The organism is Pseudomonas sp. LB3P93, assembly GCF_054898025.1.
Genome location: NZ_CM142713.1, coordinates 5,491,171 through 5,506,629 on the forward strand (window position 1 = coordinate 5,491,171; position 15,459 = coordinate 5,506,629).

14 protein-coding genes are annotated in these 15,459 nt (G+C 60.0%); 9 read left to right on the top strand and 5 right to left on the bottom strand.

The window, feature by feature from the left end; genetic code table 11:
• The first annotated feature begins 170 nt into the window (after positions 1-170).
• Complete coding sequence (locus ACYZT8_RS25050; RefSeq protein WP_461976769.1) at positions 171-1,589, top strand: short-chain fatty acid transporter; 1,419 nt, start codon at positions 171-173, stop codon at positions 1,587-1,589.
• Between the two features lie 34 nt (positions 1,590-1,623).
• Here the strand turns inward: ACYZT8_RS25050 and ACYZT8_RS25055 are convergent, their stop codons facing one another.
• Both ACYZT8_RS25055 and ACYZT8_RS25060 read right to left on the bottom strand, forming a co-directional pair.
• Positions 1,624-1,968, bottom strand: a complete 345-nt coding sequence (locus tag ACYZT8_RS25055) for a HepT-like ribonuclease domain-containing protein (protein WP_461976771.1) — start codon at positions 1,966-1,968, stop codon at positions 1,624-1,626.
• A complete protein-coding gene (locus ACYZT8_RS25060) occupies positions 1,965-2,255 on the bottom strand; it encodes a nucleotidyltransferase family protein (protein WP_461976773.1) in 291 nt (96 codons plus the stop codon). The genes ACYZT8_RS25055 and ACYZT8_RS25060 overlap by 4 nt, the downstream gene beginning before the upstream one ends.
• Before the next feature lie 235 nt (positions 2,256-2,490).
• Between ACYZT8_RS25060 and ACYZT8_RS25065 the strand changes: the two genes are divergently transcribed.
• The 4 genes from ACYZT8_RS25065 (at position 2,491) to ACYZT8_RS25080 (ending at position 7,867) form a co-directional block, all read left to right on the top strand.
• Positions 2,491-4,188 carry a molecular chaperone HscC gene (locus tag ACYZT8_RS25065; RefSeq protein WP_461976775.1) on the top strand — a complete coding sequence of 566 codons (1,698 nt, stop codon included), beginning with the start codon at positions 2,491-2,493 and terminating at the stop codon, positions 4,186-4,188.
• Positions 4,189-4,199: 11 nt separating this feature from the next.
• A complete protein-coding gene (locus ACYZT8_RS25070; RefSeq protein WP_461976777.1) occupies positions 4,200-5,915 on the top strand; it encodes a J domain-containing protein in 1,716 nt (571 codons plus the stop codon).
• 74 nt (positions 5,916-5,989) lie between these two features.
• Positions 5,990-7,162: a hypothetical protein gene (locus ACYZT8_RS25075; protein WP_461976779.1), complete on the top strand. Its 1,173-nt coding sequence runs from the start codon at positions 5,990-5,992 to the stop codon at positions 7,160-7,162.
• A gap of 180 nt (positions 7,163-7,342) precedes the next feature.
• Positions 7,343-7,867: an SET domain-containing protein-lysine N-methyltransferase gene (locus ACYZT8_RS25080; protein WP_461976781.1), complete on the top strand. Its 525-nt coding sequence runs from the start codon at positions 7,343-7,345 to the stop codon at positions 7,865-7,867.
• Between the two features lie 6 nt (positions 7,868-7,873).
• On the opposite strand, the gene can is transcribed toward ACYZT8_RS25080, so the two are convergent.
• A complete protein-coding gene (can, locus tag ACYZT8_RS25085) occupies positions 7,874-8,518 on the bottom strand; it encodes a carbonate dehydratase (RefSeq protein WP_131063236.1) in 645 nt (214 codons plus the stop codon).
• Between the two features lie 141 nt (positions 8,519-8,659).
• Between can and ACYZT8_RS25090 the strand changes: the two genes are divergently transcribed.
• Positions 8,660-9,064: a serine kinase/phosphatase gene (locus ACYZT8_RS25090; RefSeq protein ID WP_461976783.1), complete on the top strand. Its 405-nt coding sequence runs from the start codon at positions 8,660-8,662 to the stop codon at positions 9,062-9,064.
• A gap of 135 nt (positions 9,065-9,199) precedes the next feature.
• Here ACYZT8_RS25090 and rimI read toward each other — a convergent pair whose 3' ends face one another.
• Together rimI and ACYZT8_RS25100 are read right to left on the bottom strand one after the other, a co-directional pair.
• Positions 9,200-9,652, bottom strand: coding sequence for a ribosomal protein S18-alanine N-acetyltransferase (rimI, locus tag ACYZT8_RS25095; protein ID WP_054045745.1), 453 nt, complete (start codon positions 9,650-9,652; stop codon positions 9,200-9,202).
• Positions 9,645-10,397, bottom strand: a complete 753-nt coding sequence (locus ACYZT8_RS25100; RefSeq protein WP_461982610.1) for an energy transducer TonB — start codon at positions 10,395-10,397, stop codon at positions 9,645-9,647. Before ACYZT8_RS25100 ends, rimI begins: the two co-directional genes overlap by 8 nt.
• A gap of 219 nt (positions 10,398-10,616) precedes the next feature.
• Here ACYZT8_RS25100 and mksB point away from each other — a divergent pair, with 219 nt between their 5' ends.
• The 3 genes from mksB to mksF are packed head-to-tail and all read left to right on the top strand — an operon-like array spanning position 10,617 to position 15,422.
• A complete protein-coding gene (gene mksB, locus ACYZT8_RS25105; protein ID WP_461976785.1) occupies positions 10,617-11,894 on the top strand; it encodes an Mks condensin complex protein MksB in 1,278 nt (425 codons plus the stop codon).
• Positions 11,884-12,585 (top strand): Mks condensin complex protein MksE, encoded by a 702-nt coding sequence (gene mksE / locus ACYZT8_RS25110; protein ID WP_077749032.1) that lies wholly within the window; start codon positions 11,884-11,886, stop codon positions 12,583-12,585. Before mksB ends, mksE begins: the two co-directional genes overlap by 11 nt.
• The gene (gene mksF, locus ACYZT8_RS25115) at positions 12,582-15,422 is read left to right on the top strand and encodes an Mks condensin complex protein MksF (RefSeq protein WP_438657682.1); all 2,841 of its coding nucleotides are present in this window, start codon (positions 12,582-12,584) and stop codon (positions 15,420-15,422) included. Before mksE ends, mksF begins: the two co-directional genes overlap by 4 nt.
• Positions 15,423-15,459 lie beyond the last annotated feature (37 nt).

Consider the following 15,459-nt stretch of genomic DNA (forward strand, 5'->3'; position numbering starts at 1 on the left):
GGCGCCCATGGTCTACGCAAACGCGCCCACGGACAACCCGTTAGACCAAAGTCTCGGACTGGTTAATCTTCGTCACAAAATATGACCGATTGATTTACTGTTGGCACCTGTCCAGACGGGCCTTTGCGGCCCCAAAGACCACAATAAACATAAAAATTCGAGGTACTCCCGTGGCCGCTGATATCGAAGATACCCGCTCCGCCCGCTTTGCCCTGCGCTGTTCAAGTTTTGCCGAACGCTGGTTCCCCGACTCCTGGGTATTTGCCGCGCTGGCGGTGATCATCGTTGCCGTGGCCACCATGGCCATGGGTGCCAAACCTACCGATGCTGCGATGGCTTTCGGTGACGGTTTCTGGAGTCTGATCCCGTTCACCATGCAGATGGCGTTCGTGGTGATCGGCGGTTATGTGGTTGCGAGCTCTCCGCCTGCGGTGAAACTCATCGACCGTTTGGCGCGGATCCCGAAAAACGGCCGCTCGGCCGTGGCCTGGGTCGCGCTGATTTCCATGGTCGCGTCACTGCTGAACTGGGGCCTGTCGCTGGTATTCGGCGGCCTGCTGGTGCGCGCCCTCGCCCGCCGCACCGATCTGAAAATGGACTACCGCGCCGCCGGTGCTGCGGCCTATCTGGGCCTTGGCGCGGTGTGGGCATTGGGCTTGTCGTCGTCCGCCGCGCAATTGCAGGCCAACCCGGCCAGCCTGCCGCCGTCGATTCTGTCGATCACCGGTGTCATTCCGTTCACTCAAACGATCTTTCTGTGGCAGTCAGGTGTCATGTTGCTGGCACTGATCGTGATCTCGCTGATCATCGCCTACGCCACCGCTCCGGGTCCGAACACGGCCCGCGACGCCGAAGCCTGCGGCATCGACCCGAGTTTCAACCTGCCACCGCTGCAACCGCGCACCCGTCCCGGCGAATGGCTGGAACACAGTCCACTGCTGACAATTCTGCTGGTGCTGCTGGCGGCGGGATGGTTGTTCCACGAGTTTTCGACCAAACCTGCAATCAGCGCGATCTCGGGCCTGAACACTTACAACTTCCTGTTCATCATGCTCGGCGCGCTGCTGCACTGGCGCCCGCGCAGCTTCCTCGATGCCGTGTCCCGCGCGGTGCCGACCACCACCGGCGTGCTGATCCAGTTTCCGCTCTATGGCTCGATCGCCGCGCTGATGACCACCGTCAAAGGCTCCGACGCTCAGACTCTGGCGCACCACATCTCGACCTTTTTCGTCAGCATTGCGTCCCACGACACCTATGCGGTGCTGATGGGCGTTTACTCGGCGATCCTCGGTTTCTTCATCCCGTCCGGCGGCGGCAAATGGATCATCGAAGCGCCGTACGTCATGCAAGTGGCCACCGACCTGAACTACCACCTGGGTTGGGCCGTACAGATCTACAACGCGGCTGAAGCCCTGCCGAACCTGATCAACCCGTTCTACATGCTGCCGCTGCTGGGCGTGCTCGGGCTGAAAGCGCGGGACTTGATCGGCTTCTCGTTCGTGCAACTGCTGGTGCACACGCCGCTTGTGCTGTTTCTGCTGTGGGCGTTGGGGACGACACTGACGTATACGCCGCCGGTGATGCCGTAAACGAAATTGATTGCACCTGCTGGGGCAGGTGCAATCAGGTTTGATCGATGGGTAAAACCTTCAACAACTCAGGCAACGCCGTCTGAACGGTATCCCACACCACTTCAAGATTGATATCGAAGTAGCCGTGAGCAATACGGTTGCGCATACCTCGCATGCTGCGCCACGGCACCTGTGAGTTTTCACTCGCAAAATCCGAATAGCCATCCATTACTTTGGTAGCTGCTTCACCAATAATGATGAGGCTCATGATCACCGCTTGCTGGGTACGTTTGTCTTCGAAAAACTCTTCTTTACTCAAGCCCTCGACAAAAACCAGCGCATCGCCCGCGGCTTGCCGCATATGGTCAAGGTAATCTCCAAGACGGTTAACAGTCATACGGGACGAGCCTGCTCGAGTACCTGTTGACGGAATTTCAACGGGAGATCTCCCGGCGTCAGCAGATCAACACTGACCCCCAACAAATCCTCGAGCTCGACTTGAAGCCCTCCGAGATCGAAAAGCGTGGCCCCGGGGAGAGCGTCCACCAGCAAATCAAGGTCACTCCCCTCTTTATCTGTTCCGAGTAACGCGGAACCAAATACACGAGGGTTGGACGTAGGAAATCGACCAACGGCCTCGCGGACGGCTGCTCGTTTTAGATCCAGTGCAGTAGAAGGTTTCATGGTTGACCTTTGCCAAGTCCAGTAATGTGCCAGTCTAGCAGTGCTCGGAAACGGTAGACACTGCACCTCTTGTAACCCTCTGTCACACCCCACGCCATCCGGGCCAAACCACGCCCCGTCGCAAATAATAGCTCAGTGCCACTACTTTCCTTTACCGCCCCGCTGCTCCGGTAATATCCTTGCGCGAATATTATCTGTTTCAACTTTTTGCGGGCCGGAAAGGGAGTTCATCGCAATGATCGTAGGGATTGACCTGGGGACCACCAACAGCCTCGTCGCCGTCTGGCGTGGGGAGTCCAGCGAGTTGGTGCCCAATGCCCTCGGCCAGTTCCTCACTCCGAGCGTGGTCGGTCTCGACGATCAGGGCCGCGTTTTGGTCGGCCAAGCCGCTCGCGAACGTCTGCACACCCACCCGCGCCAGACCGCTTCGCTGTTCAAGCGGCACATGGGCAGCGCCACGGAAGTACGACTCGGAGACAGGTCATTCCGTCCTGAGGAGCTTTCAGCGCTGGTACTCAAAAGCCTGAAGGAAGACGTCGAACGGGCCTTCGGTGAAACCGTGCATGAAGCGGTGATCAGCGTGCCGGCCTACTTCAGCGACGCCCAGCGCAAGGCCACGCGCATTGCCGGTGAACTGGCGGGTTTGAAGGTTGAAAAGCTGATCAACGAGCCGACCGCGGCGGCGCTGGCGTATGGGCTGCACCAACGGGACAAGGAAACCTCGTTCCTGGTTTTCGACCTCGGTGGCGGCACCTTCGACGTGTCGATCCTGGAACTCTTCGACGGGGTCATGGAAGTGCGCGCCAGCGCGGGCGACAACTTCCTGGGCGGTGAAGATTTCGACAGCGTGCTGCTGGAACACTTTCTCGAGCACCATCGCAACACCGATAACTTTCCTGACCGCGCCAGCATCACCCAGCCGTTGCGTCGCGAGGCCGAGCGCGTGCGCAAAGCCCTGGGCCAGAACAGCAGCGCTGAATTCAGCCTGCGGGTCGACGGCCAGCAATGGACGCAAACCATCACCCAATCTCAACTGGCGACGCTCTACACGCCGTTGCTCGAACGCCTGCGCACACCGATCGAGCGGGCCCTGAGAGACGCGCGCATTCGGGTCAGCGATCTCGATGAAATCCTGTTGGTGGGCGGTACGACGCGCATGCCACTGGTTCGCAAACTGGCGGCGGGCCTGTTTGGGCGTTTCCCTTCGATCAGCCTCGACCCGGACGAAGTGGTGGCCCACGGTGCGGCGATCCAGGCGGCTTTGAAAGCACGCTCCGCAGCGCTGGAAGAAGTGGTGCTGACGGACGTCTGTTCCTACACATTGGGGATCGAGACTTCGACCCAAATCGGCCAGCAATACGAAAGCGGGCATTACCTGCCGATCATCGAGCGCAACAGCATCGTGCCGGTGAGCCGGGTCAAGACGGTGTACACGCTGCAAGATAATCAGGATCACGTGCTGCTGAAGATCTTTCAGGGCGAAAGTCGCCTGGTCAAAGACAACGTGGCGCTGGGCGAACTGGACATCAAGGTACCGAAACGCAAGGCCGGTGAAGTTGCCCTCGACGTGCGTTTCACCTACGACAACAACGGTTTGCTCGAAGCCCAGGTGGTCATCCCGCTGACGGGCGACAAGCATTCACTGGTCATCGAAAACAATCCCGGCGTGCTCACACCCGAGGAGATTCAGCAGCGACTGGAGGGCCTGGCGCTGTTGAAGATTCATCCTCGCGATCAGCAGGTCAACACGGTGTTGACCGCACGTCTTGAGCGTCTCTATCAGGAAAGCCTGGGGCAGATGCGTGAACAGATCGGTCATTGGGCCAAACAGTTTCAGCACGTGCTTGATTCCCAGGACGAGCGCCGGATCCGTGAAGCGCGCAGCGAACTGACCCAGCAACTGGGCACGCTGGACAACGGTCTCTGGCAGTAAGGAGCGGCAACATGGATTGCTGGTCTGTGCTGGAACTGCCCGAAGACGCCGACGCGCGCACCATCAAGCGAAGCTATGCGCGACTGCTGAAAACCTTCCGGCCCGATGAAGATCCGGAAGGCTTTCAACGCTTGCGCGAAGCTTATGAGCAAGCGCTGGATGTTGCTCAATGGCGGGCCGAATACGCCGCCGAAGAACTTGAAGTCGCAACGGCCGAAGTTGGCGAGCAGACGAATCACACTGACCTTCAGGCGTGGTCCGATGTGCTCGACGTGCGTCCGTTGAGTCTTCAAAGTCCGCCACCACTTCGCCCCTTGAACCTTGAAAGTCCGCCCCCTCTTCGCTCGCTGAACCTTGCACCGCCCCACTCCCTGCACGAACCGGTCTTCGCGCCGGACGAACTGGCAGCGCGTGCACTGCTCGACGGGCTTTCGGAGCAAAATCTGACCGAGCGCTGGGCGCAAGCGCAACAACAGCACTGTGCCCAGGCGTTTGAAAAATTGCTGCTGGAGTTGTGCTTCGATCACCCGGGCCTGCGCAATTCGGTTGCCGCCTGGGCGGTCCAGCACCTCGATTGGCTCGCGCCCTGGCAAAACGTCAAAATGACCGATTGGCAGCGAGACGCCCTCGCCAGCGGTTTGCTGCAGGATTATCGGCAGGCGTTGCAGGAATTGCTCGAAGACAAAAAAGAGCGTGAGTTTCTGACCCTGCTCAAACGTTACACCGCACAACCCTGGCTGCAGGTGTTCGATCGACGCCAGGAATGGCAGCGAATCCTCCTGCAACTGTTCAACGACACCGAATGGAGCCTGCCGCTGTTCGACCGCGTCGGGCAGGTGTTTGGCTGGGACGATAAAAAAGGCATTCATCCAGAACCGGCGTCGACGTGGGGGGCATTGATCGCGCGCTGCAATCAGGAAAGCTTCTACGAAAACCTGCAGGCCAAGGCGCAAGACAGCCGGACATGGGCCGCGGACGTTCAGGCCGCCCATTTGCTGATGAACCCGATGAAGCCCGGGCAACAGAAGAAAATGATCGACGGCTTTGGCCGAAACGAATGGCAGGCCTGTCATGACCTCGCGCAAACCCTTAAGTGGCGTTACCCGGAATTGCGCTTACGGTTGCCACACGCCGATGTTTTTCACTGGCGACGTTATCTGCCGCGCCCCATCACCGATGAAACCTGGGTGCGTGTCTGGGCCGGCATCGCAATGGCGCTGTTTTTGTTTTGTTTCCCGGCCCAGTACAAATCCCATGGCTACAGCATCAGCATCCCAATGATATTCACCTCTTTGGTATTCGCCTGCGTTCCGGTCTGGTTCCTCCGTTTCGCCATGAGCTGGTGGGTGCCGATCATCTCGCATGCCATTGTCCAGGACCTGTGGCTGACCGAAGGCCTGGTTCCCCGCCACTGGAACCCCGATACCCGCTGGCTGGTGATGCGACACGGTGTTCCACAAGCCGTCCTCACGCTGCTGTTCGGGCTTCTGTTGGGTTGGCCGGGCATGGCGACTTATGTCGGTTTTATGCTGATCGGTCTCTTGCACAAGCGCCGTATCGGTCAGCTTGATCCTGAACTGGCCGCTCGGCGCCCATGGTTGACCGCGTTGCATTGGGCGCATTTCAGTCCGTTGCAGTTAGGGTTTTTGCTGGTGATGGTCGGCTTCATCTTCGTGTGCCGGATGTATTTCCCGGATTATCACCTGACTCATTTGATGTTCAGCTGAGCGATTCTCGGCCGATCTGCTTAAGTAGCTATTGCCCGCGATCAACGCGGACCCACGCTGAAAAGGATCTGAGCATGTTCAAACTGACAGGACTTACCCTTGCGGCCCTCACCCTGAGCGCCGCCGCCCACGCCAATGTCGATCTGAAACTGGGCAGCACCGAACGCGTCACCCGGCTGTTCGCCTACCCCAACAACTGCAACGTGATCTGCTTCCGTAACTGGACGCTTGAGCAAACCGTCGAGCACTACCTGACCCAAAGCGTGCAACGCGATGGTTACAGCGCCGCGAAAGTGCGGGTCAAAACCGATAACGATCAGCTTTACGCCGACATCAGCGGCGTGCCAAAGGGCTATGAAAAACCGTTGGCCGCGCTGCTCAATGCCGGTGATCTGGCCTACACCGGCGCCAAAAAACTCAACGTTGATGGCAAGTGGGCTTACAGCTGGAATCTGTTCCTGCCGTTGGGCATGGCCCTGGAAAACCGCAAGAGTGTCGAATTGCTGCATTTCCCGCCGGATTACTCCCTGACCCAAGCCCAGGATTACCTGCGCTCCGCCACCACTGATCGCTGGGCCACGCTGCTGACGGACAACGGTATCCCCGCCGATCAGACGCCGGGCTATCAGACCATCATCGACATTGCGCCGATTGCGGCGCCGGCCAGTGCAGGCAAGGATCTGGAAGGCGTCTACGACTACTTCAAGGACTACCAGACCACCATGGTCAAGGAAGTCAGCCAGAACGCCCGCGGTGCTGCGTTGCCGATGGTCGCGTTCGGCGCGCCGGTGCGTAACTGGATCAAGCAGCAATACGGGCCGACCGTTGGTGTGCTGGGTCTGGCCACGATCAGCCCGAGCGCCGGGTTGAAAGTGCCGGTGCTGGGTTCCAACCACCCAAGCTACATCTGGTACGCCGCCAACCCGGACAGCTACACCGGCGACGATGCTCAGGCCCAAGCCGACGCTACGGGCCTGAAAGTCATGGGCCAGGACTTGAGTGCCGCCTGCTGGCAGGCCGGCATGGGCAGCAAACCGGGGACCGACCCTGCCGTTCAGCTGAAAAGCTGCACGCAGACGTGGCAAGTGACCAAAAAAGAAAAAACCTGCGAGCTGTTCTACACCTCGATTCGCAACCTGACGCCTGAACAAGCCGTGGCCAAGTGCGCGACAACGCCAATCCAGTCGCAGCTTAAACAGCTGCAAGCCCCGGCGCCTGCGACGGCATCTACCGTGCCAGCGCTGTAATCGCCCCTGCACCTTTGCGCGTGAGCGAATGCTTACGCGCAAACGCGCACTTTCCTCCTGTCAGTTCTGACAGTAGACCCGTCGTTTCAATTGCGAGAATCTTGAGGCATACCCCTGTGTTGCAGGGCTGACAGGATCGTCAGTTTTGGAAGTCGCAACGCGCTGCCGACAAGGATCGTTATGAAACCTCACCCCCTGCACGGGACCGTTACGCAACCTCCAGATGGAATCTATCCCTTCGCAGAGCTTGCGCTGAGCCTCGGATTTCCCTCCCGGGCAGACTTCGAAATCATCTACAACGCCGATGGGGCGACGGTGGCCGTTGCGGCCCTGCGCGATTTCCCGCGGATCAGCCGAATCTGCCGCGTGTCGGGACATCTCCTGCCTTATCGCCATCGACATACCCGGCAACTGGCGCCTGGCATCCACGTCTATGACCCACACTTCAGCGGGCTGCTGAGGCACTCCTGCGACCCCAATGTCTTTTTCGACATGAGCGAACTGTCATTGTGGGCACTGAAGGACATTAAGAAAGGCGACAACCTGACGATGGATTACGCCGCGACCGAAGACAAACTGCTGCGCCAGTTCGCCTGTCAGTGCGGGTCACCGGAGTGCCGAGGCTGGATCACCGGATACGATGAACCGCCGAACGCCGACGGCCAGTTGTATTACCACCACTGGCGTCGGCGCAGTCTCTGTTGAACGGCCTTACAGCGTCTCGACCGGACGCAGTCGGTACTGCGGCGGCAATTGCTCAAAACCACTGATGGTCGTGTTCAGGCTTTTCCAGCGACCGTCCTTGATGCCGTAGATGCAACCGTGGATCGACAGGTTCTGCCCGCGATGCCAGGCGTTTTGCACAATGCTGGTGTGGCCGACGTTGGCCACTTGCTGGATCACGTTGAGCTCGCAGAGACGGTCGACCCGTTCTTCTTCGGTCGGCAACTCGGCCAGTTCTTCACGTTTTTCGTAGTACAGGTCACGAATCGAGCGCAGCCATCCGTCGATCAGGCCCAGCTGGCGATCCTGCATCGAGGCGCGCACACCGCCGCAGCCGTAGTGGCCAGTGACGAGGATGTGTTTGACCTTGAGCACGTCGACCGCGTACTGGATCACCGACAGGCAATTGAGGTCGGTGTGCAGCACCACGTTGGCCACGTTGCGGTGGACGAACAGGTCGCCGGGCAGCATGCCGACGATCTCGTTGGCCGGCACCCGGGCGTCGGAGCAGCCTATCCACAAGTATTCCGGCGTCTGTTGGCGGGCCAGCTTGGAGAAGAAGTCCGGATCTTCCTGTTTGATCGCTTCGGCCCAGCGTTCGTTGTTATCAATCAGATCTTGTAATTCGTTCATGCTGTAAAGCCTCAAGAATGATGCGCTGGTTTGACAGACAACCGCCCGTCGGGGTCACGCGCTTGATGCAAGTATGACCGGTGGAATTCTCGGGAGCCCAGTGGGTCCACCCTAGTAAGGCCCACAGTATGAGGAATTGCCATGACTGATTCACGACGTCCGTACGATGCGGTGCAACCCGAGCCCATCGACGACAACGAAGACCGCATGGGATCTATAAATGAGCTGGATTTCGACGAGGAAGAACCCAGCGCGAAAATCGGCGACGAACTGCCGGAAAACGAGCGCGAACGGCTGATGCCTCGTGAGCGTGTGCGTGAAGCAGGCATGACGGGCGCCTCGACCGATGACCATGAATCTACCGATGATGACATGAGCCCGGAAACATTGATCCGTGAAGACGGCGCGCGGGATGCTCACGAGGCAGGTGAAGGCAATCAGGCGGATTGGGATTTGAGCATTGTCGATGAGGACGATATTGGCGGGGGCAATGGCCTGGATGAAGAGGAACTGGCGCGGCAGGATCCGATGGATGGTAATCGTTGATTTGTAGTGCCTGACAGGACGTCATCGCCGGCAAGCCGGTCTCACTCCCACAGTTGATCTATGTTGGTCACAGAATTTGTGTACTACACAGATCTACTGTGGGAGTGAGCCTGCTCGCGATGCTTTTGAGAAGGGTCAGTCAACCAAGGTGCAGGCCATGACCACGGCATCTTCCCGGCCGCCAACGGCAGGGTAATAATCCCGACGTCGCCCGATCTCGTTAAACCCGTACCGCTCATACAGCCTAAACGCGCCACGGTTGCTGTCGCGCACTTCAAGGAAACACTCCCGCGCCTTGGCGTCATAAGCCCGGGACATCAAATGCTCCAGCAGCGTCAAACCGAGGCCACGGCCCTGATTCTCCGGCTTGACGGTGATGTTCAGCAGGTGCGCCTCATCCAGAATGATCTGCACCACACCATGACCGACCTGCTGCGAACCTTCGAACATCAGCCAGATCTGGTACTTGCCCAGCCCATCGAGAAAGATCCCGCGGGTCCAGGGATGACTGTACGCCGCGTATTCGATTTTCAGTACAGCGTCGAGGTCCGCCTCGGTCATCGGGCGGAACGATACAGCGTCACTCATTCGATTCTTTCCAGCGCGCCATCAGCCGACGCATGGCTTGCCAGACATCAGCCTTACGCTGTGGCTCTTCCATTAATAATTCCAGACCCGGCAGGGCCCAGACCGGGCCCAGGCCTTCGACCTGGAGTTCACGGTTGAAGGATTCGGCATTCGCCTCACCGGCGAAACGCACGGCTGGCAGGCCGATCAGCCATACGCAGACGCACGGGGCGTCTTCCAATCGGGCCGAGAGGAACCCTTGCACGAAGTCCCGAGCCGCTTCCGGACCTTGATCCATGTTGCCCCGGACCAGCAGCGGCCAGCGCACCGGCTCGCCGATGATCTGCGGGCTGTCCGGCAGACCGGCGGCACGCAGCATGTCCTTAAGCAACAGATAGGCCGGATCGCGGGTCTGGAACGCTTCGCCTGTGGGTAACTCGACCAACAGCAGGCAACGACCGGCGCGCAGCAATTGCAGGGAGAAACGCGGTGGCGGCACGACTGGTGCCTTGGCGACGACCGGCGCGGCCTCTTCTTCGACCTTGGCGTTCGTGCGCGAGCTGGCCAACGATGGACGCGGCACCTCGATCTTGACCCGCTCCGTCGGTGTCACTACCGGTTCAGCGACGGCTTTGGCGGCAGGTACGGGCGCAGAGGAAGGCACCACCGGCGCGACGACCAGCGGCTCCGGCAGCTCCAGCAACTCGGGACGCGAGGGCGCGGCAAAGGGCAATTCGGTGCGCGGCAGCCAGTTGACCACCTGCATGGCGGTCAAATAGGCGCGGCGACGGGACTCGATTAGCAAAGGTCGGCCACTTGTGGATAACTAAAGTGCGATGATTCTACCGCCCTTCGCTCAAGATCGCCCGCGCTTGATCGATACTCTTTCCCTTAGAAACAGCTACAGCCCGTCCCGAGAGTGAATCGCATCGGTCCCGATGCAGTACAATCGCGGCTTTTAATCGCCAACCAGCCGGCCATTCCGATGATCGAACCCAAGCGCGTCTTGCGCGCCCTCGCTGAACACTGGGCACTTCTGGAGCCACTGTGCGAGCATTTCGACCAGGGCACCTTGAGCCTCAACGAACTGCGCACGCAACTGGCCGCCCAGCAACTGGACAGTACGCCGCAGGACATCACCAGCCTGCTGGACGTGTGGATCCGCCTCGACATTCTGGTTCCCGTGGCGAAAAGCCCGAACCGTTTCGAGCTCAACGCGCAGATCCACGACTTCCTCGCCTACCTGCGCCGTGAGCACCGTCTGGGCTTGTGCCTGGAGATCGAAGCCTATTTGCGCCACCTCGAACGCCTGGCCGGTTACATCCAGGACGCCTTCGACATCCGCGACGGCCACGATCTGGCGCGTCAATTGCGCCTGCTCGACATGCGCGTGCGCGACGTTCTGAAGAAACTCGCCAACGACGAACAGGCCCTGGTGGCCGTCGCCGAACGCGCCAAGACCAGCGACCGGCAGATCCCGCTGCGTCAGCGTTACGCCGAAGTGCTGGCGACCTGGGACGAATACGTCGAACCGATGATCCAGTTGGTGAACGCCGACGGCGCCTTCGAGCAAGGCGTGCGCAAGGTCGAAAACGTTCTGCTGCGCATGCTCACCGAGCAGCAGCGCCTTGGCCATCTGGTCGACGACGACATGCTGCTGCGCACCCACGCGCGCATCCTCGAGATGCAGACCAGCGCCCAGTTGACACTGCGTCATGCCCGCGAACTGCTGCTGCCGCTGCGTGAAGAAGCCCGCCGTCACAACGCCGTGACCCGTGGCGCTGCGCTGGCCTTGTCGGCCATCCGTCGCAAAGGCATCGATGCGGTGCCCCAGGCCGCGATGCCGATGTTCACCCGGCCGCAAAGCACCTTCCTCGGCAGCGCCAGTCAGGTCGAAGCCTATGTGTACGCGCTGGCCCGATTCGAGCCGAAACCGGCGCGCTTCCCCAAGGCCCACAAGACGCAGAAAGGCGAAGCACCGCGCGCGCCACGCACCGTTCGCGAAATGCTCGAACGCTGCGAAGACGCCCTGCCAATGCCGGACCTGATGACCTGGCTGCTGGAGCAGGAACCGGACGGCGCCACTGACGAATTGCTTTACTGGTTCTCGCGCCTGTCGCGGGAAAAACGCTTCAAACGCGAGCGTCTGGAACGCCGCGATTACCACACTCATGAGCATCAGGTCAGCCTACGCTCCTTCGCCCTGCTCTCGGCCCGCGACACCGCCGCCGAGGATTCTGCGAGCATCCCCCATGCATCTTGATCTATCCGAACTGTCCCAACTGGCGCCGATCTTTCGTGAGCTGTTCAAGGGCTACCACGTCAGCCGCCGCGATCCGGAGCTGTACGCGCAACTGTCGAACTTCCAGGACCAGTACCGCACGCTGTTCAGGGCGCTGGGCTATGAGTTGGTCTGCGACACCCGTGGTTTCTATTACTTTGTGCCGGACCTCGCGGCGGCGGCGGTGAACAAGACTGCACAACGCCTGGCGCTGTTCACCTTCATCCTCGTCGAACATCTGGCCGACCAGGGCCGCGACCCGGTCGCCGTGCTCGACGGTGGCAGCCTCGGCCGTGATGAGCTGCCGTCCTTGCTGGAAAAGTACCGCGACCTGTTCATTCAGGCCGAAGTGCAGACCGTCGAAGAGCTCGAAGAAAAAATCATGCGCCGCATGACTCAACTCGGTTTCGCTGGCGAAGAAAACGGCATCTACCGTTTCCTGCCGCCGATGCACCGTTTCCTTGACGTTTGCCTGTCAGTTCAGCAGGACCGCGATCTGGCCGCCAGCCTGCACAGCGTCTTGCCGCTGCCGGTTCCGGTGCTGATCGATGACGACAGCGATGAAAAACTGCTGCAAACCGATGACCCGCTGGATCTGAGCGACTTCGAAGAAGAAAGCGAAGAAGACGCCATGGCCCGCGCCATTGCCGAAGAACAGGAGACCGACGCATGAGCAAGGAACGCTACGGCATTCGCCGCTTTGCCCTTTTGAACACCGCCGGTTACAGCCTCGGCCTGTTTCCGCTGGAAGAACCGTTGTCGGTTTACGGCGCGAACAACCTCGGTAAATCCGCGTCGATCAACGCGCTGCAGTTCCCGATTCTGGCGCGCATGTCGGACATGAGTTTCGGCAAGTACAGCCTGGAACAATCCCGGCGTTTCTACTTCGCCTCGGACACCAGTTACATCCTGGTCGAAGTCTCGCTGCCACACGGTCCGCACGTGATCGGCGTGGTCGGTCGCGGCCCCGGCGGTGGTTTCGGTCACCAGTTCTTTGCCTATGCCGGCAAACTGGACCTGGCGCATTACCAGAAGAACGACACCTGCCTGCGCCAGAAAGAGCTGTTCACCAACCTTGAGCGCGAAGGCCTGAAAGCCTACGAACTGAAACCGGATGAACTGCGTCGTTTGCTGGTCGGCGGTCACACCTCGATCCCGCTGGACCTGACGCTGATCCCGCTACGTTCCACCAGCGAGCAGAGCCTGAAGACCTTCCGCGCGCTGTTCATCAACCTGCTGCACATGCGCGAAATCACTGCGGCCAAGCTCAAGCAGTTGTTCCTCGATGCTTTCGAACACAGCCTGCGTTCCGGCAGCGTCGATTACATCGCTGCGTGCGAAGAAGCGTTCCGCGATGTACGTCGCATGGAGCAGGACTACAACTCGCTGGTCACCGCCGGCCCGTTGGTTGAAGCCCTCGCGGCAGGCGTGACCCAGCGCAATATCCTGCGCGGCAAACTGCACCGGATCTCTCCGCTGCTCGATTCGTTGCTCGGCACCTGGTCGGACTACGCCAGTGCGCGCAAGGAAGAGCTGACGATTCAGGCCGAGCACTACCGCAACGAGCAGGACGCGCTGCAAAACGATCAGCGCGGCGGCACTCAGGAGCTGATGCGTCTGGAGCGGGAAATCACCGGCATCCAGCGCTGGCTCGGCGAGTTGTCGGTGCTCAAGCATCGCTTTGCGTTGGTCACCGACGTCAAAGTCCTGGAGCAGCAACTGCTGGCGGCCAAGGACGCTCACGATGAACTGGCCGGTGCACTGGCCCAGTCGCGACAGTTCAGTGCCGAAGACCTGGAAGAGCGTCTGCGGGATCTGGAAAAACGCCTGAAGTCGGTGAAGCAGCAACTCGATCACGCCGACAACAACAGCTACGCCCGCCTGCGCGAAGAGTTCTCGCAACAGGACGTCGAGCGCCTGATGCGCCTGTTCAACAGCGCGCTGTTCAGTCTGCCGCTGGGTGAGCACGGCATTACGCTGGACGAGGACGGCAAGTGGGTCAAATCTTTGGAGCTGATCCTCGATGGCTTCAAAGGTGAGCGTTTCGACGTGCCGGGCCTGTCCATCGACATCTCGCACATCGAGCCTCCAGCGCTGCAAGCCCTGGCTGACCGCGCCGCATTGCGCGATCAGAAAGAGCGTCTGGAAAAAGAACTCAAGCAACTGAAAACCCAAGCGGCCGTGGTCGCCGACCGCGCCGCGAGCAAGACCCAGACCGAAGCGCTGTATCAGCAAGTACTGGATGCGCAGAAAGCCCTGGAAGATTTCCGTCGCGCGCAAACCCTGAGCGCCGAGGAGGACGACAAGCTTGAGCAATTGGCGCAGATGGAAGCGGCTCAGGAAGAATTGAAGCGTTCCAGCGACGCCTTCACCGAGCGCGTCCAGCAGCTGTCGGCCAAGCTGCAACTGGTTGGGCGGCAGATCGGCGACATGGAAGCCAAGCAACGCACCCTCGACGACGCCCTGCGCCGCCGCCAGTTGCTGCCGGCTGACATGCCGTTCGGCACGCCATTCATGGACCCGATCGACGATTCCATGGACAACCTCCTGCCGCTGCTCAACGACTATCAGGACAGCTGGCAGGGCTTGCAGCGCAGCGATGGCCAGATCGAGGCGCTGTACGCTCAGGTCCGCCTCAAAGGCGTGGCCAAGTTCGACAGCGAAGACGATATGGAACGTCGCCTGCAACTGCTGATCAACGCGTATGCGCACCGCACCGACGAAGCCCTGACCCTTGGCAAGGCGCGTCGTGCGGCGGTGACCGACATCGCCCGGACCCTGCGTAACATCCGCAGCGACTACGACAGCCTTGAGCATCAATTGGCGCTGTTCAACCGTGAGATCAACAAGCGTCAGGTCTCCAACCTGCAGAGCTTCCGCATCGTGCTCGCGCCGAACAAGGAAGCGCTCAAGCACATCGACCAGATCATCCACAGCGCCGGCCAGTACGAAGAAGGCGAAACCCTCTCTGTCTTCGACCTGAGCCAAAGCGCCGATCAGGACAACAAGAACGAAGAAGCCAAGGAATACCTGGCGCGGCTGGTGGCGGCGAACCACAACCAGCTGGGTCTCAAGGATTTGTTCGAGCTGGCGTTCGAGATCACCAAGGTCAATGGTCAACCGGTGATCCACACCGACATCGACGGCGCGGCCTCCAACGGCACGACGATGACCATCAAGGCGCTGACCAACATGTACTTGTTGCTGCACTTGATGGACCGCGACCAGGCCGGTCGCGTGCGCCTGCCGTATTACCTCGACGAGGCGGCGGACATCGACGAGAAGAACCAGGCAGCGTTGCTGGAAACCAGCCTGCAACTGGGCTTCGTGCCGATCCTGGCGAGTGTGAAGCCTCAGGTCTGCGCCAGTGTGGCGATTGACTTGGAAGGTGGCAGCGGACCGAACGGGATTTACATCGATGAGGCGGACTGGAAGTACATTCGTCGTCACGATGAGGTGAAGGCTGTGGTTAACGTTGAAGCGGATGAGCCGGAGCTGGATGCGGTTTGATTTGACTTAATTCAGAGCAATAAAAAAGGCCGCGATC